Source organism: Stenotrophomonas nitritireducens (genome assembly GCF_050984405.1).
Taxonomy (GTDB): domain Bacteria; phylum Pseudomonadota; class Gammaproteobacteria; order Xanthomonadales; family Xanthomonadaceae; genus Stenotrophomonas; species Stenotrophomonas nitritireducens_B.
Genome location: NZ_CP158790.1, coordinates 2,120,016 through 2,144,764, shown reverse-complemented (window position 1 = coordinate 2,144,764; position 24,749 = coordinate 2,120,016). Strand labels below are relative to the sequence as shown.

The window sequence follows — 24,749 nt, the reverse complement described above, 5'->3', positions numbered from 1 at the left end:
GCGCGGGGTTCGATGGAATGTACGGGCAAAGCGGATCAGGCTCGAAACGCGTGTGGCCTTGGCGGTGGATGCGTGTTTGCACTGCGCATGGTGCGTTCCCTCACCCCAACCCCTCTCCCGACGGGAGAGGGGCTTCAGGATGCTGGCTCGGGTGAAACCCGTCCGCAGCTGCGGCGTTCGCCCGGCGTGGGGTCAACGGAATGTACGGGTAAAACGGGTCCGGCTCGAAACACGCATAGCCTTCGCGGCGGCGGTGGGTGCGTGCTTGCCCCCGCGCATGGTGCATTCCCTCAACCCAACCCCTCTCCCGACGGGAGAGGGGCTTCAAGCTCAGTGCAGCTTGGTGCCGCGCAGCGTCGCCACGCGCGGCGGCGGCTCGAACGAATCGCTGCGCGCGTCGGCCCAGTACGCGCGGAACACCGCATGGCCCGGCACCTTGTCGAGCAGTTCGCCCGGCACGAGGTAGCGGTACAACCGCGCCATCGACCGGATCTCGATCGGCGATACCCGGCGCAGGATGTGTTCCGGCCCCAGCTCGGATGGATCGTTCAGCCCGGCCGCGCCCAGCAGGTCGCGCAGCGCGCGCAGGGTGTTCTCGTGGAAGTTGCGCACGCGCTCGGCCTTGTCGGTCGGATCGAGGTGGCGCCAGCGGCCCGGGTCCTGGGTGGCGATGCCGGTCGGGCACTTGTCGTTGTGGCAGCTCAGCGACTGGATGCAGCCCAGCGCGAACATGAAACCGCGCCCGGCGTTGCACCAGTCCGCGCCCAGCGCGATGGTGCGCGCGATGTCGAACGCGCTGGTCACCTTGCCGGCCGCGCCGATGCGGATGCGCTCGCGCAGGTTGAGGCCGACCAGCGTGTTGTGCACCAGGATCAGCGCCTCGTTCATCGGCACGCCGACGTGGTCGATGAACTCGGCCGGCGATGCGCCGGTGCCGCCCTCGGCGCCATCGACCACGATGAAGTCCGGCAGCAGCCCGGTCTCGTGCATGGCCTTGGCGATGCCGAACCATTCCCACGGGTGGCCGATGGCCAGCTTGAAGCCGGTCGGCTTGCCGCCGGACAACTCGCGCAGGCGCGCGACGAACTGCAGCAGTTCCACCGGCGTGGAGAACGCCGAGTGCCGCGACGGTGACACGCAGTCCACGCCCATCGGCACGCCGCGGGTGACGGAGATTTCCGCGCTGACCTTGGCCGCGGGCAGCACGCCGCCATGGCCGGGCTTGGCGCCCTGCGACAGCTTGATCTCGATCATCTTGACCTGGTCGTGGTTGGCATTGGCGACGAAGCGCTCCTCGCTGAAACGGCCATGCTCGTCGCGGCAGCCGAAATAGCCCGAGCCGATCTCCCACACCAGGTCGCCGCCGTTCTCGCGGTGGTAGGGCGAAATCGAGCCTTCGCCGGTGTCGTGGTAGAAGCCGCCCAGCTTCGCGCCCTTGTTGAGCGCGCGGATGGCGTTGGCCGACAGCGAGCCGAAGCTCATCGCCGAGATGTTGAACACGCTGGCCGAGTACGGCCGCGCGCAGCCGGCGCCGATCACCACCCGGAAATCGTGGTGCGGGATGCTGGTCGGCGCCATCGAGTGGTTGATCCACTCGTAGTCCACCGCGTAGGTGCTGCGCAGCGTGCCGAACGGCACCACGTCCATAACGTTGCGCGCGCGCTGGTAGACCAGCTGCCGCTGCTGGCGCGAGAACGGCACGTCCTCCAGGTCGCTCTGCACGAAGTACTGGCGGATTTCCGGGCCGATGGACTCGAAGCCGTAGCGGAAGTGCGCCAGCACGGGGTAGTTGCGCCGCAGTACGCTGCGCCGCTGCAGCACGTCCCAGGTGCCGAGCAGCGCCATCGCGCCGAACAGCCCCACGCCCCAGTACCAGGCAGGCCAGCGGTCGGCCAGGGCCAGCGACACGGGCAACAGGACCAGTGCCAGCACGTAGACCAGATAACGATGCATTGCCGTCCTCGCGACCGGTGATGCCGGATTCTACAACCGGTCGTCCACCACGTGCCGCGGCCACACCGACTTGACGTCGTAGACCACCATGTCCGCCACGCCCAGCGCGCGTATGCGCGCGGCGTCGAGTTCGCGGAACTGGCGGTGCGCCACGGCCAGCACCACCGCGTCGTAGTGCGCCTGCGCCGGCGCATCCACCAGCGCCACGCCGGCCTCGCGCTCGGCTTCCGCCGGATCGGCCCACGGGTCGAACGCATCGACCGCCGCGCCCTGCCCGGCCAGCAGCCGCGCCAGGTCCAGCGCGCGGCTGTTGCGCAGGTCCGGGCAGTCCTCCTTGAAGGTCACGCCCAGCACCAGCACCCGCGCGCCGCGCAGCGGCTTGCCCTTGCCTGCCAGCAGCGCGCCGACGCGCGCGACCACGTGCGCGACCACGCGGTTGTTGACCTGGCGCGCGGTGTGGATCAGGTCCGGGTGGTAGCCCACGCTCTCGGACTTGTGCAGCAGGTAATACGGGTCCACGCCGATGCAGTGGCCGCCGACCATGCCCGGCCGGAACGGCAGGAAATTCCACTTGGTACCGGCCGCTTCGAGCACGTCCAGCGTGTCGATGCCGAGCCGGTCGAAGATCAGCGCCAACTCGTTGACCAGGGCGATGTTCACGTCGCGCTGGATGTTCTCCACCACCTTGGCCGCCTCGGCCACACGCAGCGACGGCGCGCGCCAGGTGCCGGCGGCGATGATGCGCCGGTACAGCGCGTCCACCACCTCGGCCGCTTCCGGCGTGGAGCCGGAGGTGATCTTGCGGATGTCCGGCAGGCGCCGCTGGCGGTCACCGGGATTGATCCGCTCCGGGCTGTAGCCGCACCAGAAATCCTGGTTGAAGCGCAGGCCCGAGCCCTGTTCCAGCAGCGGCACGCAGACTTCCTCGGTGGTGCCGGGATAGACGGTGGATTCGTAGATCACCAGGTCGCCGCGCTTGAGCACGCCGGCGATCAGCTGGCTGGCGCCGCGCAGCGGCTGCAGGTCCGGCTGCTCCCAGGCGTCGATGGGCGTCGGCACGGTGACGATGAACACGTTGCACTGCGCCAGCTCCGCCGCATCGGCGCAGTAGCGCAGGCACGCGGCCGCCGACAGCTCGTCCGCGGAAAGCTCGAGCGTACGGTCATGGCCCTCGCGCAGCTCGGCCACGCGCGCGGCGTCGATGTCATAGCCCAGCGTGTCCAGCGTCCGGCCGAATTCGACCGCCAGCGGCAGGCCGACATAGCCCAGGCCGACGATGGCGATGCGCGGCGCGCTGGCTGCGGAAATATCGGCGCTCATCCCATCCCTCGAGGTTGCATGCTGGTGCCCGGAGCCGGAATCGAACCGGCATGGGGTTGCCCCCGGCGGATTTTAAGTCCGATGCGTCTACCAGTTTCGCCATCCGGGCATCGCGATAGCGTGCCTGATCGGCGCGCGCTTGTGAATCCAAGCCAGCCGCCTCGCCCGTAGGAGCGACTTCAGTCGCGAAGGGGGCTTACCCGGCAAATCCTGCTGGGACTCGGGGCTTGGGCGGGCAGCATCGCGCGCGAAAGCCCCTTCGCGACTGAAGTCGCTCCTACGGTTCTGCCATGGGGTGACTGACGCTCAGATCGCCCGCGAGTAGCGCGCCGGCTGCTGCGGCGCCTGCAGGTAACGGTCGAAGCACATGGCGATCAGCCGCAGCAGCGGCCGCCCCTGCCGGGTTGCGGCGACGACGCCGTCGCGGTAGAGGGCCAGGCCGTCGGCGGCCAGGTGCTGCAGCGCGGCCAGTTCGGCGGCGAAGTAGTGCTCGAAATCGATGCCATGGCGCGCGGCCAGGGCGTAACCGTCCACCCGGCCGTGGCACATCAGCTGCTGGATCAGCTCGGCGCGCAGCAGGTCGTCGGCATCCAGTTCCAGCCCGCGCCATACCGGCAGGTCGCCGGCGTCGATGCGCGCTTCCCAGTCCTTCAGGTCGCGCGGGTTCTGGCTGTAGCTGTCGTCGATCCGGCTGATCGCGCTCACGCCCAGCCCCACCAGGTCGGTATCGGCATGGGTGGTGTAGCCCATGAAGTTGCGGTGCAGGCTGCCGGCGCGCTGCGCGCGCGACAGGTCCTCTTCCGGCAGCGCGAAGTGATCCATGCCGATGTACTGGTAGCCGGCCGCCGACAGGCGCTCCACCGCCAGCCCGAGCAGCGCGAGCTTGCGTTCCGCGTCGGGCAGCTCGGCATCGACGATCTGCCGCTGCGCCTTGAACAGGTGCGGCATGTGCGCGTAGCCATAGATCGCCAGCCGGTCCGGGCGCACTGCCAGGACGGTTTCCAGCGTGCGCGCGAAGCCTTCCGGCGTCTGCCTGGGCAGACCGTAGATCAGATCGACGTTGACCGAGCGCAGCCCATGGCGGCGGCAGGCGTCGATGATCGCCAGCGTTTCCTCCACGCCCTGCACGCGGTTGATCGCCCGCTGCACCGCGGGGTCGAAATCCTGCACGCCGAGGCTGGCGCGGTTGAACCCCATTTGCGCCAGCAGGGCGATGTCGGCGGGCGACACCGAGCGCGGATCCAGCTCGATGGAGAAATCGCGGCCGGCCTCGCCGCTGAAACGGAAACGCCGGCGCAACCCTTCGACCAGGCGCGACAGCTGCTCCGGTTCGAGGAAGTTCGGCGTGCCGCCACCGAAATGCAGCTGGGTCACCTCCCGCGCCGGGTCGAACAGCGGCGCCACGCGGTCCGCTTCGGCCAGCACCCGGTCCACGTACGGCGCGCCCTTGTCGCGGTCGCGGCTGATGACGCGGTTGCAGCCGCAGTAGAAGCAGGGGCTGGTGCAGTACGGCACGTGCACGTACAGCGACAGCGGCCGCGCCGACGCATTGCTGCGCGCGATGGCGGTGCGGAACTGCCCGGCGCCATAGCCGTCGTGGAAATGCGGCGCGGTGGGATAGGAGGTGTAGCGCGGCCCCGGCCGGTCGTGGCGGCGCAGGATGTCCGGATCGAAGGTCCAGCCCAGCGGATCGGGAAATGCGGTGGTCGTGTCCATGCGGCGCAGCATGCACCGTGTCACCGGCTGACGCCTTGAGCCAGATCAATGAAGCAGGAGTGAGTGAAGAGAAGTGAGAAGTGAGAGAAGGCAGAGCCATCATCTCCGCGCAGGCGGAGATCGCTCTTGATCCTTCTCACGCTTCACTTCACTTACTCCCCCGCTACTGCCCCAGCACCGGCAGCGTGGGCCAGCGCGACATCTGGAAACGCCGCCAGAAATTGCCCGCGATGCGCTCGGCGGCATCGTCGGCCAGCCGCTGCATCGGCACGTTGCCCAGTTCGGCCGTGGTCTGCCGGAACAGCAGCAGCCAGCGCTCGAACAGCTCCTCGCGCAGCTCGTCGATCACCATGTGCTTCTGCATCGGCGCGCCCTGGAAACGGCGCGTGCCGCGCAGCAGCGCCGACCAGAAATCAACCAGATGGCGCATGTGCGCCTCCCAGTCGTGCACATGGGCCTCGAACACCGGCCCGAGCAGCTCGTCCTCGCGCACGCGCCCGTAGAAACGCCGCACCAGGCGGTCGATCTCCTCCTCGCTGCACAGGTCCGCCGCCGGTTGCGGCAGGCGCTCGTCGTTCATCGCTGCAAAGCTCCTCGCCTGCCCGCCATTGTGCTGAACGGCTTCCGGGCACGGCTTGATCCAGATCAAGGCTGCCCGCCTCCGGGCTGCCTAGGCTGACGGCAAGTCCACCCTTGCCTTCACCGCCGCTTTCGGCGAAGCGGCAAGCACTGATTGTACGCCTGCCAGGCTCCGCGTCCGATGCCACCATGATCGACCCCGACACTTCGTCCCTTCCGCGACGTTCCCCGGTACAGCAGCTGGGCGCGGTGCTGTGGCCGAGCTTCTTCGTCGCGGTGGTCGCATCGGCGCTGTTCTTCGCCTTCTTCGACCCGCTGGACCTGCAGCGCATCGGTTTCCCGCGCCACGCCATCAGCCGCCATCTCGGCTATACCGCCGGCTTCTTCCTGGCGTGGCTGGGCACGTTCTCCGCCTGCAGCGTGACCGCCCTGCTGCTGCGCGCGCCCGGCCGCGACGAAGAACCGCTGGAATGAGCGTCGGCCGCTCCGCCTGCCCCACCACACCCATGCGGCGGGCATCCATGAACCGGCGCCATGCCGTGCAGTGGCTGGCGCTGGCCGTGATGCTGGGGCTGTTCTACGGCCTGCCGTGGCTGCGCTGGCACGACACGGCAGTGCTCCTGTTCGACATCGAGGCACGGCACATCCACTTCTTCGGCCTGGACCTGCGTACCGACGCGATCCTGCCGCTGCTGTGGCTGGCGCTGGCCGCGCTGGCCGCGCTTTGCCTGGTCACCAGCCTGTGCGGCCGGCTGTGGTGCGCCTATGCGTGTCCGCAGACCGTGCTGACGCGGCTGCACCGTGCCCTGCGACGCGTCACCACGCTCGACGGCCTGGTCGGCGACCGCATCGAGCCGGTGCTGCGGCATGCGTTGTGGGCGGCGATCGCGCTGTGGACCGGCATCACCTTCGTCGGCTATTTCTCGCCGATCGGCGGGCTCGTCGCCGCGCTGCCCGCGTTCGCGCTGAACGGCTGGGAAGTGTTCTGGATCGCCTTCTATGCCCTGGCCACCTGGGCCAACGTGCTGTTCCTGCACGAACAGGTATGCACCTACCTGTGCCCGTACAGCCGCGTACAACCCTGGCTCACCGATGCCTGCACGCCGTCGATCCACTACGACGCGCGGCGCGGCGAGCCACGTGGCGCCCGCCCGGCCGGTGGCGGCAGCGTGATGCAGCGCGCGCGCGGCCTGCTGGACCCGGTGACCGCCCGCGACTACGTATTCCGCGCCGCGCATCCGGCCAGCGCCGGCCCGCGTCCGACCTTCGGCGACGCCCACTTGGGCGACTGCACCGATTGCGATGCCTGCGTCCGCGCCTGTCCCATTGGCCTGGACATCCGCAACGGCCGCACCGATGCCTGCATCGAATGCAGCGCCTGCGTGGACGCCTGCGACGACGCCATGGCCCGCAGCGGCTTCCCCGCCGGACTCATCCTGCGCGCCAGCAGCGCCCGCATCGAACAGCGCCCACCGGTGCCTTTGCGCGTGCGGCCCCTGCTGTTCGGCGCGTTGACGCTACTGTTCCTCGCCTTGGCCATCGCCGGCCTGCTCGCCGCGAACTGACGCAGCGCCGGCTCAGGGCGCTTCCACCTCGTAGCCGCGCGCCTGCAGCCGGGCGAGGTAGCCGTCGGCGGCCAGCAGGCTGTCGACCGGCAGCATCGCGAACGTCTCGCGGTTCCGGAGCAGCGCCTCCTCCGCGATGCTCATCCAGTGCTGGTGCCCCCGCTCGCGGAGATCGCCATAACCCCGGTTGCGGGCGAAGCCGGAGTCGGCCAGCGCGCGCAGGCAGGCGCCATCGGCGTCTTCCAGCGGCAGGCCGCGCAATGCTTCGATGTCGCCGAGCGCCCAGGCGTTGGCCCGCTCCACCAGCCGCGGCAGATCGTGTTCCACCGCCGCGAGTTTGTGCTCGAAGCACGCCGCGTCATCGAAACCGCCGGCGCGGAACTCTCGGATCGCCGCCTTCGGGTCGTCGATCTCGAACTTCAGCGTCGTCGAGGTCGGCTTGATGCCTGCCGCCTTGGCCGCTTTCTGCACGACCGGCCAGACCACCGGTTTCTGCCCCAGCCCGGTCGACTTGAGCGCCGCCGCATACAGCTCGTTCGCGGCGATCATCGGGCGCTTGCGCTCGACGCCGCCGTCGCGGCCCAGATACCGGCGCTTCTGCACCTGCCAGCGAGCATACAGCGCCGGCGGCAGCACATCCTCCAGCTTCGCACCATTCTCGTTGCGCATCGCCTTCCACGCGGCCGGTGCCAGCGCCAGCATGCCGAAGAAGCCCACGTCGGCGTTGAAGGACAACGCAGGAGGCAGCAGCACCTGCTGCGAGCGCGCGACGATCGCTTCCACCTCACCCGACTGCCACTGGATCCGGCCGGGCAGCGGCGACGCCGTCCCCAGGATCCACAGCACGTGCTCGCCCTTGCTGACCCTCCACAGTCCCGGCCCGGGCTGCACGCCGTGCACCACCAGGGTTTCCAGATCGCGGATCGGCGCTGCGCCTGCCGCATCCGCTTCGGCGGGCGGGTCGGCGTACAAGGGCGACAGCGGCAATAGCCAAAGACCCGCCAGCAAACTCCATTTCGCAACCCGCATGACCTTCCTGCCGCGTGGGAAAGGCGCGACCTTAGCCGGTTCCGCACGCGCTCGCGTTAGCGGATCGTTCGTCCCGGGCCGGGCCGCATCCGTTGGCGCGGCGTCAGATCTTTCATGCCCCGCTCCGTCGGGCATGTTGGCAAGGGCCGGCAGGGCAGCAACAGGACATATTGCCGCCCGGTGGACAGCATGTTAGAAGCACTTAGTCACATGGAGTGACGATCACGGAGCTACTGAATGAAGAGCATGGTGAAAGGAGCGGCCGTTGGGCTGCTTGTCGTAAGCATGAGCCTCGCAGTGCCTGTATTGGCAGCCGACGGAGATCCGCCGCCCCCTCCGCCCCCGCCGCCGCCACCGGCCTGCACGGGTGAGCCGATTTGCATCGGGACAGACGCGAACGGGAACTTGGTGATCTGTGGGCCTGGTGGAAATTGCATACCGTGGACCACCTCATTACCACCGCTTGAACCCTGAACCAACGGCCCAGTACGAGAGCCCCGCCCCGTGCGGGGCTTTCTGCCCCCGACGACAAGCACCGCCGCCCCATGACAGCTTCAGAAGCGGCGGCCTCATAGCGGGCCCGAAATACGCCGTTGCCCTTGGGAATCTGAAGCACACGCGCTCCTGAAGGGAGTTGGTCGAACAAGCACATCCAGCCTGTGGGACAAGGCGCCACACGATGACCGTGCACAAAGAAAAACGGCCTGCACTACAAGGTGCAAGCCGTTTTTTTCATCTGCAGTAATTGGTCGGGACGGCCGGATTCGAACCGACGACCCTCTGCCCCCCAGGCAGATGCGCTACCAGGCTGCGCTACGCCCCGATCGTTACTGCGTTCCGCCACCGCGGTGGCGAGCCGGCGATTATACGCGTATTGCCGTGGAAGCGGTCAACGCCGCAGCAGCTGCAGCACTTCCTCGAGCTCCATGCGGACCTGCTTGATGATCTGGTTGCTCAGCGCCGACTCCTGCCGCGCGCCCTCGCCTTCCAGGCGCAGGCGGGCGCCGCCGATGGTATAGCCCTGTTCGTACAGCAGGCCGCGGATCTGCCGCACCATCAGCACGTCGTGGCGCTGGTAGTAGCGACGGTTGCCGCGGCGCTTGGCCGGCTCCAGGCTCGGGAACTCGGTCTCCCAGTAGCGCAGCACGTGCGGCTTGACGTCGCACAGCTCGCTGACCTCACCGATGGTGAAGTAGCGCTTGGCCGGAATCGGCGGAAGCTCGCGGTTACTGCCCGGATCCAGCATATGCCTCCACCCGCTCCTTGAGCTTCTGGCCCGGACGGAAGGTGACCACCGTGCGGGCGGAAATCGGAATCTCCTCCCCGGTCTTGGGATTGCGGCCCGGGCGCTGGTTCTTGCGCCGCAGGTCGAAATTGCCGAAACCGGACAGCTTCACCTGGCGTCCCTGTTCCAAGGCATCACGCAGCACGTCGAAGAACGCGTCGACGAACTCCTTGGCCTCGCGCTTGTTCAAGCCGACCTCGTCGAACAACCGGTCGGCCATCTCCGCCTTGGTCAATGCCATGCCTGTTCCCTGTTACTTCCGCTTCAACCCCGGATCCTGGCGCCGTGTTCATGCTCGACGGCGGCCACCACGGAGGCGACCACGGCGTCCACGTCGCGGTCCGTCAGAGTGCGCGAGGTGTCCTGCAAAATCAAGCCCATAGCCAGACTCTTGAATCCGGGTTCGACCCCCTGCCCGACATAGCGGTCGAACAGCACGACCTCGCGCAGCAGGCTGCCCGCCGCCTGGCGGATCGTCGCCGACAAGGCCTCCCATTCGACCTGTTCAGCGGCCACCACGGCCAGGTCGCGGCGTACCGCCGGGAACCGCGACAGCTCGCCGGCACGGGGCAGCGCACGCGCGGCCAGCGGCTCCAGGTCCAGCTCGAACGCCAGCACTTCGACGTCGATCTCCATCGCCGCCGCCAGGCGCGGATGCAGCTGGCCGATCCAGCCGATGCGCTGGCCGTCGCGCCAGACGTCGGCCGAACGCGCCGGATGCGCGAACGGGTGCTGCGCGACGCGGAACTCCAGCTGCGCGCCGGAAGCGGCAGCCAGCGACTGCAGGTCGCCCTTCAGGTCGTGGAAATCGACCTTGCGCGCCTTCTCGCCCCATTGCAGTGCCGCCGCATCGCCGCAGACGGCCGCGGCCACGCGCACGGTTTCCTGCGGCGCCTGCCCGGCTCCGCCGGCCTGCTGCGCGAAAACGCGGCCCAGCTCGAACAGGCGCACGCGGCCCGCCTGGCGCGCGACATTGCGGCCCAGCGTCGCCACCAGGCCCGGCAGCAGCATCGGCCGCATCACCGCCAGCTCCGCCGACAGCGGATTGGCCAGCGCCACGCGCGCGTCCGTCAGCGCCCAGTGGTCGAGCAGCTGCGCATCGACGAAGGCGTAGTTGATGGTTTCCAGCATGTCGCGCGCCACCAGCTGGCGGCGCACGCTCAGATCATCCAGACGGGTTTCGCTGGGCATGGCAATGCGCGCGGCGCCGCCCGGCAGCGTGGTCGGGATCTTCTCGTAGCCGTGGATGCGCGCCAGTTCCTCGATCAGGTCCTCTTCGATGGCGATGTCGAAGCGGCGGCTCGGCGCGGTCACGCTCCAGCCGTCTGCCGCCGGCGCGACCGCCATGCCCAGCGCGCGCAGGATGCGTTCGACCTCGGCATCGTCGATCTGGATGCCCAGCACGCGTGCGATGCGCGCGCGGCGCAGCGCGATCGTCGCCGCCACCGGCAGGTCGCCCTCGCGCACCGCCTCGGTGACCGGCGCCGGCACGCCGCCGGCCAGATCCAGCACCAGGCGGGTGGCGTACTCGATCGCCGTGCGCGGCAGCTGCGGATCGACGCCGCGCTCGAAGCGGTGGCCGGCGTCGGTGTGCAGGCCCAGCTTGCGGCCGCGTCCCATGATCGCAGCCGGAGCGAAGTGCGCGGCCTCGAGGAACACGTTGGTGGTGGTGTCGGTGACGCGCGTATCGAAGCCGCCCATCATGCCGGCCAGCCCGACCGGGCGGTCGGCGTCGGTGATCACCAGGAAGCTGTCGTCCAGCGCGGCGTCGCGGCCATCGAGCAGCTTCAGGGTCTCGCCGGCGCGCGAGCGGCGCACGCCGATGCCGCCCTTGAGCGTATCCAGGTCGTAGGCATGCATCGGCTGGCCCAGCTCCAGCATCACGTACTGGGTGATGTCCACCAGCAGCGACACCGGGCGCACGCCGCTGCGGCGCAGGCGCTCGGCCATCCACAGCGGCGTGGCCGCACGCGCGTCGACGCCTTCGATCACCCGACCGAGGTAACGCGGCGCTTCGGCGCCGGCCTCCAGCGCGATGGCCAGTTCACGCGCGCCCTGCGCCGGCACCGCATCGGCGGCGAACGGCTTCACCTCGCTGCGGGTGGCGGCGGCGACATCGAAGGCGATGCCGCGCACGCTGAAGCAGTCGGCGCGGTTGGGGGTGAGCTTGATCTCGATGCTGGCGTCGGGCAGGCCCAGGTAGTCGACCAGCGGCGTACCCACCGGTGCGTCGTCCGGCAGTTCCAGCAGGCCGGAAGCGTCGTTGTCCAGGCCCAGCTCCTTGGCCGAGCACAGCATGCCGTTGGATTCCACGCCGCGCAGCTTGGCCGGCTTGATCTTCAGCTCGCCGATCTGCGCGCCGACCATCGCCAGCGGCGCGACCAGGCCCGGGCGCGCGTTCGGCGCACCGCAGACGATCTGCAGCAGCTCGCCCTTGCCCGCGTCGACCCGGCACACCTGCAGGCGGTCGGCCTCCGGATGGCGCACGGCCTCGACGATGCGCGCCACCACCACGTTGTCCAGGCCCTGGCCCAGCGCCGTCACTTCCTCGACTTCCAGGCCGATGGCGGTCAGCACCGCGCCCAGTTCATCGCGCGTGGCATCGGTGGGGACATGGCTGCGCAGCCAGCTTTCGGAGAATTTCATCGTTGCTCGATCCGTTGTGCGGGCCACCGCCCGCCGTGTATGCCTGTGGGGAACCCGCTGCCGCGCCTTACGCGAACTGGCGCAGGAAACGCACGTCGTTGTCGAAGAACGCGCGCAGGTCGTTCACGCCATAGCGCAGCATCGCGAAGCGCTCCACGCCCAGCCCGAAGGCGAAGCCGGTGTAGCGCTCCGGATCGATGCCGCAGTTGCGCAGCACGTTCGGGTGCACCATGCCGCAGCCCAGTACTTCCAGCCAGCGGGTGCTGCCATCGGGCTGCTGCCAGGCGATGTCCACTTCCGCGCCCGGTTCCACAAACGGGAAGTAGCTGGGGCGGAAGCGCATCTCGAAATCGCGCTCGAAGAACGCACGCACGAATTCGCTCAGCGTGCCCTTGAGGTCGGCGAAGGTCGAATGCTCGTCCACCAGCAGGCCTTCGACCTGGTGGAACATCGGCGAATGGGTCTGGTCGCTGTCGCTGCGGTAGACCTTGCCGGCGGCGATCATGCGCAGCGGAGGGCGGTGATCATCCATGTAGCGCACCTGCACGCCGGAGGTATGCGTGCGCAGCAGGCGGCCGTCGCCGAAGTAGAAGGTGTCGTGCATGGCGCGCGCCGGGTGATGCGGCGGGAAGTTCAGCGCCTCGAAGTTGTGCCAGTCGTCCTCGATCTCCGGGCCCTCGGAGAGCTCATAGCCGAGACGGCCGAAGATCTCGGTGATGCGCTCCAGCGTGCGCGTGACCGGGTGCAGGCCGCCGCGCCCGGCATCGCGCCCCGGCAGGGTCACATCGATGCGCTCCGAGGCCAGGCGCGCGTCCAGGGCCGCATTTTCCAGCAGCGCCTTGCGCTCGCCCAGGGCACCGGACACCGCGTCGCGCGCGCGGTTGATCGCTTCGCCCGCCGCCTTGCGCTCGTCGGCCGGCAGGCCACCCAGCTGCTTGAGCTGCGCGGTGATGCTGCCGTTCTTGCCCAGCAGGGCGACGCGCAGGTTTTCCAGCGTTTCCGGATTCTGCGCCGCGGCCACGTCGGCCAGCGCCTGTGCGGTCAGGGATTGGATGTCACTCATGGATCGACGGACCTCGGATCGGTGCCTCACACGTTCCGCGCCGGACAATGTTCCTGCGCTCTCAAGCCCCTCTCCCGCCGGGAGAGGGATTGGGGTGAGGGTACGGGCGAAGCCTCGTGATCTGGAACCAAGCGAGGCTTCGCCCCTACCCTCATCCGCCCCTGCGGGGCACCTTCTCCCGAAGGGAGAAGGGAACGGCCAGGCTGGAAAAAGAAATGGGGAAGGACTTGCGCCCTTCCCCATGCATTGTCTCATTCACCACCGCCGCGGGTGAATCGCGCCGGCGGAGGAAGGACTTATGCCGCCAGCGCGCTCTTGGCCTTCTCGGCCAGCGCGGCAAAACCCGCCGCGTCGTGCACGGCGATGTCCGCCAGCACCTTGCGGTCCAGGGTGATGCCAGCCTTGAGCAGGCCGTTCATGAAACGGCTGTAGCTCATGCCGTTGATGCGGGCAGCCGCATTGATGCGGGTGATCCACAGCGAACGGAAATTGCGCTTCTTCTGCTTGCGGCCGATGTAGGCGTACTGCTGCGCCTTGATGACCGCCTGCTTGGCGACGCGGAAAACCTTGCGGCGGGCGTTGTAGTAGCCCTTCGCCTGGCTGATGATTTTCTTGTGGCGGCGGCGCGCCTGCACACCACGCTTGACTCGTGCCATGGTTCAGTTCCTCAGAGGTAGGGCAGCATGCGGTCCAGACGGCCTGCGTCTTCCGCGCGGACGTGGTTCGTCTGACGCAGGTTACGCTTCCGCTTGGTCGCCTTCTTGGTGAGGATGTGGCTACGGTTGGCGTGGCCAGCCTTGTACTTGCCGGAAGCGGTCTTGCGGAAACGCTTGGCCGCCGCCCGGTTGGTCTTGATCTTGGGCATTGCTATGTCCTTGATGGTCTCTTTTTACTGGCCGGGGCGGCGCTTTCCGTGCTTTGCGACGGCGTCGCGAAGCGCGTGAAGCACGCTTTCCATCCTTGCCCTTGCCTGCTTGAAGCCCGCACTCCCGATGGAGGCAGGCAGGTCCTGTAGGTGATGCAAACAGCAAACCCGGCGAACCGGGCCGCCCATTATGCCTGTGGATCCGGGCACTTGCAATCGCAGGCACTCGACCGCCGGCACGCATGAACGCGGAACGGGGAACCGGCGCGGAGCCCCTCCCCGTCCTATACGCCTGCGGCCCGGGGCCGCGACGGCTTACTTCTTCTTCGGCGCGATCATCATGACCATCTGCCGGCCCTCGAGGCGCGGCCGCGATTCGATCACGATGTCTTCGCCCAGGTCCGCCTCGATGCGGCCGGCCATCTCGCGCCCCAGTTCCTGATGGCTCATTTCGCGGCCACGGAAGCGGATGTTGACCTTGACCTTGTCGCCCTCCTCGAGGAAGGCGCGCATCTTGCGCAGCTTGATCTGGTAGTCGCCCTCGTCCGTGACCGGACGGAACTTCACTTCCTTGATCTCGACCTGCTTGCTCTTCTTCTTGGCCTCGTTGGCCTTCTTCTGCTGTTCGAACTTGAACTTGCCGAAGTCCATGATCTTGCAGACCGGCGGATCGGCCTGCGGCTGGATCTCGACCAGGTCCAGGCCCTCATCCTCGGCCATCGACAGCGCTTCATCGCGCGACAACACGCCGATCATTTCACCGTCGCTGCCGATCACGCGCACGCGCGGCACGCGGATTTCGTGGTTGCGACGATTCTGCTTGGTGTCAAGGGTACTGATATTGCAATCTCCGGATGGAATCGAACCGGCCCCGACGGAGCGTCCGCGGGGGCCGGGGCTGGAAGCTTACTGCCTGTGTTCCGCCTGCAGGCGTTCGATGAAGGCCTGGAGCGACATGCTGCCCAGATCCTCGCCCGAACGGGTGCGTACCGCCACCGCGCCGTTCTCCTTCTCGCGGTCGCCGACGACCAGCAGGTACGGCACACGCTGCAGCGTATGCTCGCGAATCTTATAGCCGATCTTCTCGTTCCGCAAATCGGCGGTGACCCGGAAGCCTTGCTCCGCAAGGGTTTTGCGAACCTGCTGAACGTATTCAGCCTGGGCATCGGTAATATTGGCCACCACCACCTGCACCGGCGCCAGCCAGGTCGGGAACGCGCCGGCATGGTGCTCGATCAGGATGCCGATGAAGCGCTCCATCGAGCCGACGATGGCCCGATGCAGCATTACCGGGTGCCGTTTCTGGCTGTTTTCATCGACGTATTCGGCGCCGAGGCGGCCCGGCATCATGAAGTCCACCTGCATGGTGCCCAGCTGCCAGGTACGGCCGATGGCGTCCTTCAGGTGGTACTCGATCTTCGGCCCGTAGAAGGCGCCCTCGCCCGGCAGCTCCTGCCATTCCACGCCGCAGCTGGACAGCGCCGAACGCAGCGCGTCCTCGGCCTTGTCCCAGGTGGCGTCGTCGCCCAGGCGCGATTCCGGGCGCAGCGCGATCTTGATCTGGATGTCCTCGAAGCCGAAATCGGCATAGACCTTCAGCGCCTGCGCGTGGAAGGCGCGGACCTCGGACTCCACCTGCTCCTCGGTGCAGAACACGTGGCCGTCGTCCTGGGTGAAGCCGCGCACGCGCAGGATGCCGTGCAGCGCGCCGGACGGCTCGTTGCGGTGGCACGCGCCGAATTCGCCATAGCGGATCGGCAGGTCGCGGTAGCTGTGCAGGCCCTGGTTGAACACCTGGATATGGCCTGGGCAGTTCATCGGCTTGACCGCGTAGGTGCGCTTCTCCGACTCGGTGAAGAACATGTTGTCCTGGTAGTTGTCCCAGTGGCCGGACTTCTTCCACAGGCTCACGTCCAGGATCTGCGGGCAGCGCACCTCGCCGTAGCCGCTGCTGCGGTAGACGCGGCGCACGTACTGCTCGACCACCTGCCACAGCGCCCAGCCCTTGGGGTGCCAGAACACCAGACCCGGCGCCTCTTCCTGCAGGTGGAACAGTTCCTGCTGCCTGCCGATGCGGCGGTGGTCGCGCATCTCGGCTTCCTCGATGCGCTTGATGTAGGCCTCGAGCTGCTTCTTGTCGGCCCAGGCGGTGCCGTAGATGCGCTGCAGCTGTTCGTTCTTGGCGTCGCCGCGCCAGTAGGCGCCGGAGATGCGGGTCAGCTTGAACGCCTTGAGGAAGCGCGTGTTCGGCACGTGCGGGCCGCGGCACATGTCCACGTATTCCTGGTGGTAGTACATGCCCATGGCCTGGATGTCGTCGGCCATGTCCTCGATCAGGCGCAGCTTGTAGTCCTCGCCGCGCGCCTTGAAGATCTCGACGACTTCCGCGCGCGGCGTCATCTTCTTGATGACGTCGTAGTCCTGCGCGATCAGTTCGCCCATGCGCTTCTCGATCGCGGCCATGTCCTCCGGCGTGAACGGACGCTCGGAGTAGATGTCGTAATAGAAGCCCTCGGCGATGACCGGGCCGATCACCATCTTCACGTCCGGGTACAGCTGCTTGACCGCGTGGCCGACCAGGTGCGCGCAGGAGTGGCGGATGATCTCCACGCCCTCCTCGTCCTTGGCGGTGATGATGCGCAGCGCGGCATCGTGGCCGATGACGTCGCTGGCGTCGACCAGCACGCCATCCACCGCGCCGGCGATGGTGGCTTTGGCCAGGCCGGCACCGATGGACTGGGCCACGTCCATGACGCTGACCGGATTTTCGAACTGACGGACGCTGCCGTCGGGGAGAGTGATGTTGATCATGGCTTCACCTGGGTCATGGCCCGCCGGTCGTGGCGGGCCGCGGAGCGCGCGATGCGAGGGCACGCTGCCGGGAACGGGGGCAATAAAAAAGCGCCACGAAGGCGCCTGCTGCAGGGCCGTGGCGTGATCTGGCGTCAGGAGTGGGTAGTGCTCATGTCGCACGCTCGGCCGGCGTTTCCGCGGGCCACCTTTTCCGGAAGGAGGTCGGGCACGATGGTAAACCAATCGCGGACGTTTCGCCTCCATCCCGCGCGGATATCCCGCCAACGCTCAAGCGTCGCGGCCATCGGCCGGAGCATCATCGGGAACGGCCTTCGCGATTGCCGGCCGGCATGCCATCCGCCCTGGATGACGGTCACAAAAACAGCCGGGAGCGGTTTTTACATCGGCCAACTGGCTCGAAGGGTTGCCGCCCTGGAGCGCGGCCACAAAAAACCCGGCATCTGCCGGGCCATTGACCCACTCCTCACCGGAGTGGTGGGCGGTACAGGGTTCGAACCTGTGACCCCTACCATGTCAAGGTAGTGCTCTACCGCTGAGCTAACCGCCCTTCGCGTCGCAATCAATTGCTCGTTGCGAGGGCGCGTATCTTAGTCCAGCGATCAGGGGGAGAGCAACAGGTTTCTGTAAAAATTTTCACAACGCCCCCTCCGCCCCTCTTTTCCTGGACGACACGTACCGGCAAGCCCCGCCGCATCAGCCGAGGCTCGCCTCCTTCAGGCGGCGGATCTGGTCGCGCACCCGCGCCGCATCCTCGAACTCCAGGTCGCGGGCGTGCTGGTACATCTGCTGCTCCAGCGCCTTGATGCGGGCGGCGGCCTGGGCCGGATCGAGCGCCTTGTAATCGGCCTCGGGCTCCGCCACGCGGCGGGCCTTGCCCTTGCCGCCGGACTTGGCCGCTCCCTCCTCGTGCGCGCCCTCGAGGACGTCGGTGATCGGCCGCGCCACCGACTTGGGCACGATGCCATGCGCTTCGTTGTACTCGACCTGCTTCTGGCGGCGGCGGTCGGTCTCGTCGATGGCGGCCTGCATCGAACGGGTGATTTTGTCGGCGTAGAGGATCGCCTTGCCGCGCAGGTTGCGGGCGGCGCGGCCGATGGTCTGGATCAGCGAGCCGGTCGAACGCAGGAAGCCCTCCTTGTCCGCGTCGAGGATCGCCACCAGCGAGACCTCGGGCATGTCCAGGCCCTCGCGCAGCAGGTTGATGCCCACCAGCACGTCGAACTTGCCCAGGCGCAGGTCGCGGATGATCTCCACGCGCTCGACCGTATCCACGTCCGAATGCAGGTAGCGCACGCGGATGCCGTGCTCGCCCAGGTATTCGGTGAGGTTCTCGGCCATGCGCTTGGTCAGCGTGGTGACCAGCACGCGGTCGCCCATCTTGATCCGCTCGTGGCACTCGGACATCAGGTCGTCGACCTGGGTGCCCACCGGGCGGATCTCGACCTGCGGGTCGACCAGGCCGGTCGGGCGCACCACCAGCTCGGTGATCTCCTCGCCGGATTCGCGCAGTTCGTAGGGACCGGGCGTGGCCGATACATAGATGCTGCGCGGCGAGCGCGCCTCCCATTCCTCGAAGCGCAGCGGGCGGTTGTCCAGCGCCGACGGCAGGCGGAAGCCGAACTCCACCAGCGTCTCCTTGCGCGAGCGGTCGCCCTTGTACATCGCGCCGATCTGCGGAATGGTCACGTGCGATTCGTCGATCACCAGCAGCGCGTCCGGCGGCAGGTAGTCGAACAGGGTCGGCGGCGGTTCGCCGGCGGCCTTGCCGGTCAGGTGCCGTGAGTAGTTTTCGATGCCGTTGCAGTAGCCGACCTCGGCCATCATCTCCAGGTCGAACTGGGTGCGCTGCGCCAGCCGCTGCGCCTCGACCAGCTTGTTCTGCGCGTACAGCAGTTCCAGCCGCTCCTTCAACTCGGCCTTGATCGTCTCGATCGCCGCCAGCACCCGTTCGCGCGTGGTGGCGTAGTGGGTCTTCGGGTAGATGGTATAGCGCTGCATCCTGCGCAGGCTCTCGCCGGTGAGCGGGTCGAACATGCTCAGCTGCTCGACCTCGCCATCGAACAGCTCGATGCGCACCGCCTCGCCGTCCAGTTCGGCGGGAAACACGTCGATCACCTCGCCGCGCACGCGGAAAGTGCCGCGCTGCAGTTCGTACTCGTTGCGCGTGTACTGCAGCTGGGTCAGGTGGTTGATCAGGTCGCGCTGGTCGATGCGCTCGCCCTTGGACAGGATCAGGCGCAGCGACAGGTAGTCCTCGGGCGCGCCGAGGCCGTAGATCGCCGAGACCGTGGCGACCACGATGGCATCCGGTCGCGACAACAGCGTCTTGGTCGCTGCAAGCCGCATCTGCTCGATGTGCTCGTTGATCGAGCTGTCCTTCTCGATGAAGGTGTCCGACGCCGGCACGTAGGCCTCGGGCTGGTAGTAGTCGTAATAGCTGACGAAATACTCCACCGCGTTGTGCGGGAAGAACGACTTGAACTCGCCGTACAGCTGCGCCGCCAGCGTCTTGTTCGGCGCCATCACCAGCGTCGGCCGTTGGATCTGCTGCACCACGTTGGCGATGGTGTAGGTCTTGCCCGAACCGGTCACGCCCAGCAGCGTCTGCTTGGCGATGCCCGCCTCGAAATTGGCGACGAGCTTCTCGATGGCGGCCGGCTGGTCGCCTGCCGGCGAGTAGGGCGATACGAGCTGGAATCGGTCGGACATGGGAGCGCGCGCGGTATGGACCGGCAAGTATAGCCACCGCCCGGATGACGGCCGGCTGAGGACGCTTCCCATATCCGGGCGGCTTCCGGGCTGATTCCGGCCACCGCTCCGGTACGCAAGGATGCCTGCAACCCCACGCGACCTTCGCACAGGAAACCCCGATGGCACGGATGCCTTGCCTCCCCGCGGCGCGACTGCGCCCGCACACCCGCGGCATGAGCCTGGTGGAAATGCTGGTCTGCGTCTGCGTACTGGTCATCCTCGCCGGTGTCGCCACGCCCGCGTTGAATGGCCTGATCGAACGCCTGCGGACCGATGCCACTGCCCACACCCTGCTCAACAACCTGGCGCTCACCCGCCTGACGGCGGTGAGCAGGCGCAGCACCGCCGCTCTCTGCCCCTCCGCCGATGGCGCCTCCTGCACCTCGGGAACCGATTGGAGCGCCGGCTGGGTACTGTTCCTCGACCGCGACGGCAATCGCCGGCCCGATGGACCGGACGACATCGTGCGCGCGGATATCGCGCCCGTCACCCGCCACCTGCGGCTGGTCAGCTCGACGGGGCGGCGACAGGTCCGTTATCTGTCCGATGGGCGCAGCGCCGGCAGCAACCTGACCATCTCGATCTGCAACGCGAGAGGCGAGCTGCTCGGGTCGGTGGTCGTGAACAATGCCGGACGCGCCCGCAGCGCGCGCCCGAAGAAGCCGACAGCATGCCCGTATTGAGGCCGGTTCAGGCAGCTGCCTGCGACGCGACAGGCGTCCGGCAGGGGCTTGCGCGCCATGGCCACGCTGCGTAGAATGCGCCTCCCCGCCCGAATAGCTCAGCCGGTTAGAGCACTTGACTGTTAATCAGGGGGTCGTTGGTTCGAGTCCAACTTCGGGCGCCAGAATTGAAAGCCTGCGAGCGATCGCAGGCTTTTCTTTTTTGCGCGGATTCCATGGTTCCGGCATTTCGTTGCCGCTTGGAGATTCCTACTGGAGCGAACGACCAGGGGTTTCATTCCGTGGTGCTGGCATCTACCAGGATGATGCCGACCATCCCTGTCGGCAAACGATATCCGCGTGTCGTGCCCCGCCCCGAGGCACTACCAGCATCCTCCGGTGCTCGGGGACTTCACACCCAGCTGATTGATGCTCAAGGTGCCGCAGGAATCGCCGGATTGCGCCCCCTTTGGCGCGGCGGAAACCGTATACGTCCGCGCAGCGACATTCGTGTTCATCGTGTAATAACGGAGCGCATCGCTGTCGCAGGAGGCGCTCAGCGTGGCGATGTTCGGCGCCGCGGCGTAACTCAGGTCGGTCGTATATACCCGCTCCAGGCGCTGGGCGACCGCAGCCACGCACGCCGCGCCGGCCGCCCGGCGCGCCTTGCGCACGTGGTTGTTGTAACTGGGCAAGGCGATGCTGGCCAGTATCGCCAGTATCGCCACCACCACCATCAACTCGATCAGGCTGAAGCCGGATTGCCGGGCGTTTCTTGCGTTCTTCACGTTCTCAGTCCCCCCTCAGGTCGCGCCAGGATACCCGCTCCCAGCGCGGCGGGATGGTCGGCACGGCTACGATTTCACCATTGCTGCCGGCAACCAGCATGACGCCGCGCATCAGGTTCGGCAGCGTGGGCATGCCCACCCCGGCGTCCACCGAGCCGATCGGCAGGTCATTGACCGTGTCGTTCGTACTCGAGTTCCTGTCCAGATCGAAATAGGACGTACTGGCGCTGGTGCCGGTGAAAGCATCCAGGGCGTTGATGTAGCCACGCCCGTCCGCTTCGCAGGCGTTGCCGGTCGGAATCATGCTCGCAGTAAGCAGATAGCTGGAAACCACCTGTGCATCCTGCACGATGCGCTCACCGGTGTCGGGCAGGTCGATGTACCAGCCCTTGGAATCGGACGGCAGCTTGGCCTTTTCTTCGAAGGCACGCACCGGATAACCATCCTGCGTCGCCGACGTCACTTCGACACTGCGCTGGGTCAGGTCGGAACGCTCGACCGCCGAGCCCTCATCCATGAAGCCGTACATGCTCTGCACGGCTACATTGCTGGAATCGGCGTCATCCACGGTGAGGTAGCGGCCGGTGCCGAAGAACACCCAGCGCTTGTTGTTCCAGGGGTTCGTCGCCACCGTCACGCCCGCGCTGATCGGCTGGGCGTTGCCGTCTTCATCCTGGGCGGTGAACAACTTGGTGGCGGTCCAGGCCGCTGCCGAGGTATTGGTCAGGTCGAACTTCCACACGTTGCCCAGCAGGTCGCCGGCGTAGACGTATGCCAGCGTCCTGCCATCGGCCCCGTAGATGCCGGTCGCCGCGGAAAGGCCATTCGGCGCATCGGCGGAGCCGGCGCCGGTATCGATCTCGCGGATGACGGCGCCGGTCTCGGCATTGAGCACGACGAGTACCGCACGATCATGGCTGCTGTTGACGCCGTTACCGAAGACGACGGCGGCACTGCTACTGCCCTGCACCTTCGCCAGGATCGGCCTGCCCAGCACCTGCCCCATGTTGCCTTCGGTGGTTTCCGCACGCTCCCACAGCGAGACGCTCGTCGCGGTAGCGTCCGCCGGAGCCGTCACGTCCAGCGCGTACATGCCCTTGCCGCCCCTGCCCAGGGTGCCCACGAGGATGTTCCTGTTGGGCGTCAACGCCCGGTTGGTCACGACGACCGGACCATCGACGAAGAACTTGTGCGCATAGTCGCCGCGGCTCAGCGTCCCGAGCTGGGTGAAGTTGATGATGCCCGGCACATAGGCGAAAAGCTCCTGGCCGCCGCTGCCGTCGAACGCATGCAGCATGCCGTCGTTCGCACCCACATACAGGGTGTCGGTCTCCTTCACGTAGTAGGGAGAGGAGCCGACGATGTCGCCCAGCACGGTCAGGGAACGATTGCGCAGCAGGCCACGGTTGCGCTCCTCGTTGCTGCTGTCGCCCTTGATGTAGTTGGCGTTGGCCTCGCCCGTCACCGCGTAGTCCGCAGGTCCGCCGGTACGCGTCAACGCCGTCTGCTGGGCGCTGGTCGGGAACGTGCTGCCATAGGTGAACACCCTGCGGTCGGCGAACGCCGGGATGCTGGACGTCCAGCCATCGCCGACGCCGTCGCGGGTTACCGCCCGGCCCCGCACCTCGCCCGTCCAGACCCCGGACACATAGCTGGCACTGAACACCTTGGAGCCGGTATTGAGGGAGGCGGAGTTGGTGGCCACGTTGGAGAACGAACCCGTACGCTGCGCGATGGCCGCCAGCGCCTTGCCCAGGCCCGCCGTGAATTCGGAAGGACTGGAAGCAGCCACGAACTGGCCATGGCCATTGACCGCGGCATGCAGCAGGTCGTCGATACGCCGCGCGTTGTCCGTACCGGGATTCGCGGTATCGGGGTCGGGCCAGGCAGGATTGGCGGGCACGCCCTCGACGCTCGACCAGCCCATGGTGGTCTTCAGGCCGATCGAGATGCCAAAGGTGACCATGTGCTGCCAGAACGCCGGATCGGCATCCGTGGAGGGCACATTGTTGTTGTCCGGCTTGGTCGCATTGCCCATGTAATCTTCGGTGCGAAGATCCGTCTTCCAGTACTTCATGGCCACGTCGGCCAGCGTCTTGGAATAGCTGTCGCTGTACGGCGCCGCCGCGGCATAGGTATAGGTCTTGCCTTTCGGCCCCTTGATGGTGGATCCGCTCGTACCGTCGGCGTTCCCGCTGTCGACGGTGGAACTGTTCCAGTAGCCGTCGGTGGTGAGGATCGCGAAGTTCTGACGGCAGGAAAGCTGGTTGTTGCCATCTTCAGGGCCGTAAGGCCCACTGGCGCTGGCACTGCTGAAGTACTGGCCGGCATCGTTCAGCGCGCTCTGCAACGGCGTACCGCCATTGGCGCCGGCCGCGAACAGGCGGTTGTACCAGGTCGACCGCGAAGTGGTGCTGGTACTGCCAGGCACGGAGGAATCGGCCACGTTGTTGACGAAGCGCCCGTCGTTGCCGTCGCCGACCGGAATGTCGAAGCCGTTGCGCCCCCAGATGGTACGGAACCCGACGCGCACCTTGCTGTTCAAGGGGCTGAATGCCTCAGCGGCACCCGCCTTGGCGGCCTTGGTGCGCGTGCGATGGTAGGAATACCAGGCCGCGAAGTTGGCCTTCTCCGCCTCCACGGTGTTCGCGACATCGGTGCGGGAAGCGGGCAGAGCCGACGTACAGTCGATCCAGCCATAGCCGCTCGTGTCGGCGTCGCAGCTGTTGGTGGTGTAGCGTACCGCCGAAAGACTGTAGCTCGTGGAGTTGTTGGTTGCCCGCTGCACCCTGACCGTGTACTGGCCCGCCTCTGCGACCGGCACCGAGCAATCCACCGAGCGTCCACGGGATACCGTCCCGGAACATACCCGGGTACCCGACGGGCTGTTCACCTGATAATCCATGTCCCGGTTTCTGGACGAAGAGGACGTGTTTTCGATGGTGATCACAAGGCCGGAGCCGGCCGACACGGAAGCCAGCCTGTTGTCGACAGCCGTGTTGTTTTCAAGGCTGCCCGTATCGATATTGCTGCCATCGATCTGCACCGTCTGTCGGCTGGATACGACGACCGCGCCATAGACGCCGCGCTGGATGCCCGCGTTCCCCGGCAGGATCTGGTAGCGATAATAGTTGGAGACGTTGGAAAGATAGGCGGCACTGGTGTTCGCCACGTTCTTCGGAACGTAGAAGGTCTGGGTGTTGGCCGACAGATCCTTCGAACCACCACTTGTGCCCGCCCCCGAGTGGGTCACATACAGGTCGCTGCTGTAGACCGCGGTGAAATCGGTGCCCCCCGTCAGTCGATTGCCATCGGCCCCCATCCACGGCTGGTATGTCACCGCAGGATTGTAATAAAGCGAGTTGGTGGCGTAGCTCTGCATGTACATGCGGGTATTGCCGGTGGTTTCGCTGCTGATACCGGTGCCCGACGACACGCCATTGGCATCGGGCCGGCTGCTGAATCCGTCCGGACCGGTGATCTCGCTGACATCCTGGTTGTTCATGTTGCGCCAGGCCATGGAGCCCGAGTCGTCGAGGATGAACAGGATGTTCGGCGCCACGCGCGCCGAGGTGGTCAGCGGATCGTCCGGGATCACGATGCCCGCATTGACCGGCAATGCCAGCATGCTGACAAGAAACGCGGCCGGGCCTGCCCACCACTGGCGCGACGGCCGCGCGGACATTTCGTGTTGTGGATGCTTGCGTTTCATG

19 protein-coding genes and 4 tRNA genes are annotated in these 24,749 nt (G+C 67.0%); 4 read left to right on the top strand and 19 right to left on the bottom strand.

Going from position 1 to position 24,749, the window contains the following annotated elements; all coding sequences use genetic code 11:
* Positions 1 to 330: 330 nt before the first annotated feature.
* From ABTV91_RS09275 to ABTV91_RS09255, 5 genes are all read right to left on the bottom strand, one after another.
* Complete coding sequence (locus ABTV91_RS09275) at positions 331 to 1,953, bottom strand: FMN-binding glutamate synthase family protein (RefSeq protein WP_433851166.1); 1,623 nt, start codon at positions 1,951 to 1,953, stop codon at positions 331 to 333.
* Positions 1,954 to 1,983: 30 nt separating this feature from the next.
* Positions 1,984 to 3,273, bottom strand: coding sequence for a nucleotide sugar dehydrogenase (locus tag ABTV91_RS09270; RefSeq protein ID WP_433851165.1), 1,290 nt, complete (start codon positions 3,271 to 3,273; stop codon positions 1,984 to 1,986).
* Positions 3,274 to 3,295: 22 nt separating this feature from the next.
* Positions 3,296 to 3,382, bottom strand: a tRNA-Leu gene (locus ABTV91_RS09265).
* 197 nt (positions 3,383 to 3,579) lie between these two features.
* Positions 3,580 to 4,989 (bottom strand): oxygen-independent coproporphyrinogen III oxidase, encoded by a 1,410-nt coding sequence (gene hemN / locus ABTV91_RS09260; protein ID WP_433851164.1) that lies wholly within the window; start codon positions 4,987 to 4,989, stop codon positions 3,580 to 3,582.
* A gap of 163 nt (positions 4,990 to 5,152) precedes the next feature.
* Entirely contained in the window at positions 5,153 to 5,569 is a 417-nt protein-coding gene (locus ABTV91_RS09255; RefSeq protein WP_433851163.1) for a group III truncated hemoglobin, read from the bottom strand.
* A 188-nt stretch (positions 5,570 to 5,757) separates the two neighbouring features.
* On the opposite strand from ABTV91_RS09255, the gene ABTV91_RS09250 reads away from it, so the two are divergent.
* Both ABTV91_RS09250 and ABTV91_RS09245 read left to right on the top strand, forming a co-directional pair.
* Positions 5,758 to 6,042 (top strand): hypothetical protein, encoded by a 285-nt coding sequence (locus ABTV91_RS09250; protein ID WP_433851162.1) that lies wholly within the window; start codon positions 5,758 to 5,760, stop codon positions 6,040 to 6,042.
* A 47-nt stretch (positions 6,043 to 6,089) separates the two neighbouring features.
* Positions 6,090 to 7,133 carry a 4Fe-4S dicluster domain-containing protein gene (locus ABTV91_RS09245; protein ID WP_433851161.1) on the top strand — a complete coding sequence of 348 codons (1,044 nt, stop codon included), beginning with the start codon at positions 6,090 to 6,092 and terminating at the stop codon, positions 7,131 to 7,133.
* Positions 7,134 to 7,145: 12 nt separating this feature from the next.
* On the opposite strand, the gene ABTV91_RS09240 is transcribed toward ABTV91_RS09245, so the two are convergent.
* The 12 genes from ABTV91_RS09240 to uvrB form a co-directional block, all read right to left on the bottom strand.
* Complete coding sequence (locus ABTV91_RS09240; RefSeq protein ID WP_433851160.1) at positions 7,146 to 8,162, bottom strand: TraB/GumN family protein; 1,017 nt, start codon at positions 8,160 to 8,162, stop codon at positions 7,146 to 7,148.
* A gap of 746 nt (positions 8,163 to 8,908) precedes the next feature.
* A tRNA-Pro gene (locus tag ABTV91_RS09235) sits at positions 8,909 to 8,985 on the bottom strand.
* 66 nt (positions 8,986 to 9,051) lie between these two features.
* Complete coding sequence (locus ABTV91_RS09230; RefSeq protein WP_055769947.1) at positions 9,052 to 9,408, bottom strand: MerR family transcriptional regulator; 357 nt, start codon at positions 9,406 to 9,408, stop codon at positions 9,052 to 9,054.
* Entirely contained in the window at positions 9,389 to 9,688 is a 300-nt protein-coding gene (locus ABTV91_RS09225; protein ID WP_054657702.1) for an integration host factor subunit alpha, read from the bottom strand. Before ABTV91_RS09225 ends, ABTV91_RS09230 begins: the two co-directional genes overlap by 20 nt.
* Positions 9,689 to 9,711: 23 nt before the next feature.
* Positions 9,712 to 12,093, bottom strand: a complete 2,382-nt coding sequence (pheT, locus tag ABTV91_RS09220; protein WP_433851159.1) for a phenylalanine--tRNA ligase subunit beta — start codon at positions 12,091 to 12,093, stop codon at positions 9,712 to 9,714.
* Between the two features lie 67 nt (positions 12,094 to 12,160).
* Positions 12,161 to 13,156: a phenylalanine--tRNA ligase subunit alpha gene (locus tag ABTV91_RS09215; RefSeq protein ID WP_433851158.1), complete on the bottom strand. Its 996-nt coding sequence runs from the start codon at positions 13,154 to 13,156 to the stop codon at positions 12,161 to 12,163.
* Between the two features lie 296 nt (positions 13,157 to 13,452).
* Positions 13,453 to 13,812 carry a 50S ribosomal protein L20 gene (rplT, locus tag ABTV91_RS09210; RefSeq protein ID WP_054664681.1) on the bottom strand — a complete coding sequence of 120 codons (360 nt, stop codon included), beginning with the start codon at positions 13,810 to 13,812 and terminating at the stop codon, positions 13,453 to 13,455.
* 11 nt (positions 13,813 to 13,823) lie between these two features.
* Positions 13,824 to 14,021 carry a 50S ribosomal protein L35 gene (rpmI, locus tag ABTV91_RS09205; protein ID WP_010342861.1) on the bottom strand — a complete coding sequence of 66 codons (198 nt, stop codon included), beginning with the start codon at positions 14,019 to 14,021 and terminating at the stop codon, positions 13,824 to 13,826.
* A 315-nt stretch (positions 14,022 to 14,336) separates the two neighbouring features.
* Positions 14,337 to 14,861, bottom strand: a complete 525-nt coding sequence (gene infC, locus ABTV91_RS09200) for a translation initiation factor IF-3 (protein ID WP_433854164.1) — start codon at positions 14,859 to 14,861, stop codon at positions 14,337 to 14,339.
* Positions 14,862 to 14,927: 66 nt separating this feature from the next.
* Positions 14,928 to 16,832, bottom strand: coding sequence for a threonine--tRNA ligase (gene thrS, locus ABTV91_RS09195; RefSeq protein WP_433851157.1), 1,905 nt, complete (start codon positions 16,830 to 16,832; stop codon positions 14,928 to 14,930).
* Positions 16,833 to 17,307: 475 nt separating this feature from the next.
* Positions 17,308 to 17,382 (bottom strand) — tRNA-Val (locus ABTV91_RS09190).
* 146 nt (positions 17,383 to 17,528) lie between these two features.
* Positions 17,529 to 19,544, bottom strand: a complete 2,016-nt coding sequence (gene uvrB / locus ABTV91_RS09185; RefSeq protein ID WP_433851156.1) for an excinuclease ABC subunit UvrB — start codon at positions 19,542 to 19,544, stop codon at positions 17,529 to 17,531.
* 215 nt (positions 19,545 to 19,759) lie between these two features.
* Here uvrB and ABTV91_RS09180 point away from each other — a divergent pair, with 215 nt between their 5' ends.
* Together ABTV91_RS09180 and ABTV91_RS09175 are read left to right on the top strand one after the other, a co-directional pair.
* Positions 19,760 to 20,269, top strand: coding sequence for a GspH/FimT family pseudopilin (locus ABTV91_RS09180; RefSeq protein WP_433851155.1), 510 nt, complete (start codon positions 19,760 to 19,762; stop codon positions 20,267 to 20,269).
* A gap of 87 nt (positions 20,270 to 20,356) precedes the next feature.
* Positions 20,357 to 20,433 (top strand) — tRNA-Asn (locus tag ABTV91_RS09175).
* A gap of 198 nt (positions 20,434 to 20,631) precedes the next feature.
* On the opposite strand, the gene ABTV91_RS09170 is transcribed toward ABTV91_RS09175, so the two are convergent.
* Together ABTV91_RS09170 and ABTV91_RS09165 are read right to left on the bottom strand one after the other, a co-directional pair.
* Positions 20,632 to 21,036, bottom strand: a complete 405-nt coding sequence (locus ABTV91_RS09170; protein ID WP_433851154.1) for a type IV pilin protein — start codon at positions 21,034 to 21,036, stop codon at positions 20,632 to 20,634.
* A gap of 4 nt (positions 21,037 to 21,040) precedes the next feature.
* Complete coding sequence (locus ABTV91_RS09165) at positions 21,041 to 24,748, bottom strand: pilus assembly protein (RefSeq protein WP_433851153.1); 3,708 nt, start codon at positions 24,746 to 24,748, stop codon at positions 21,041 to 21,043.
* Position 24,749: the final 1 nt, after the last annotated feature.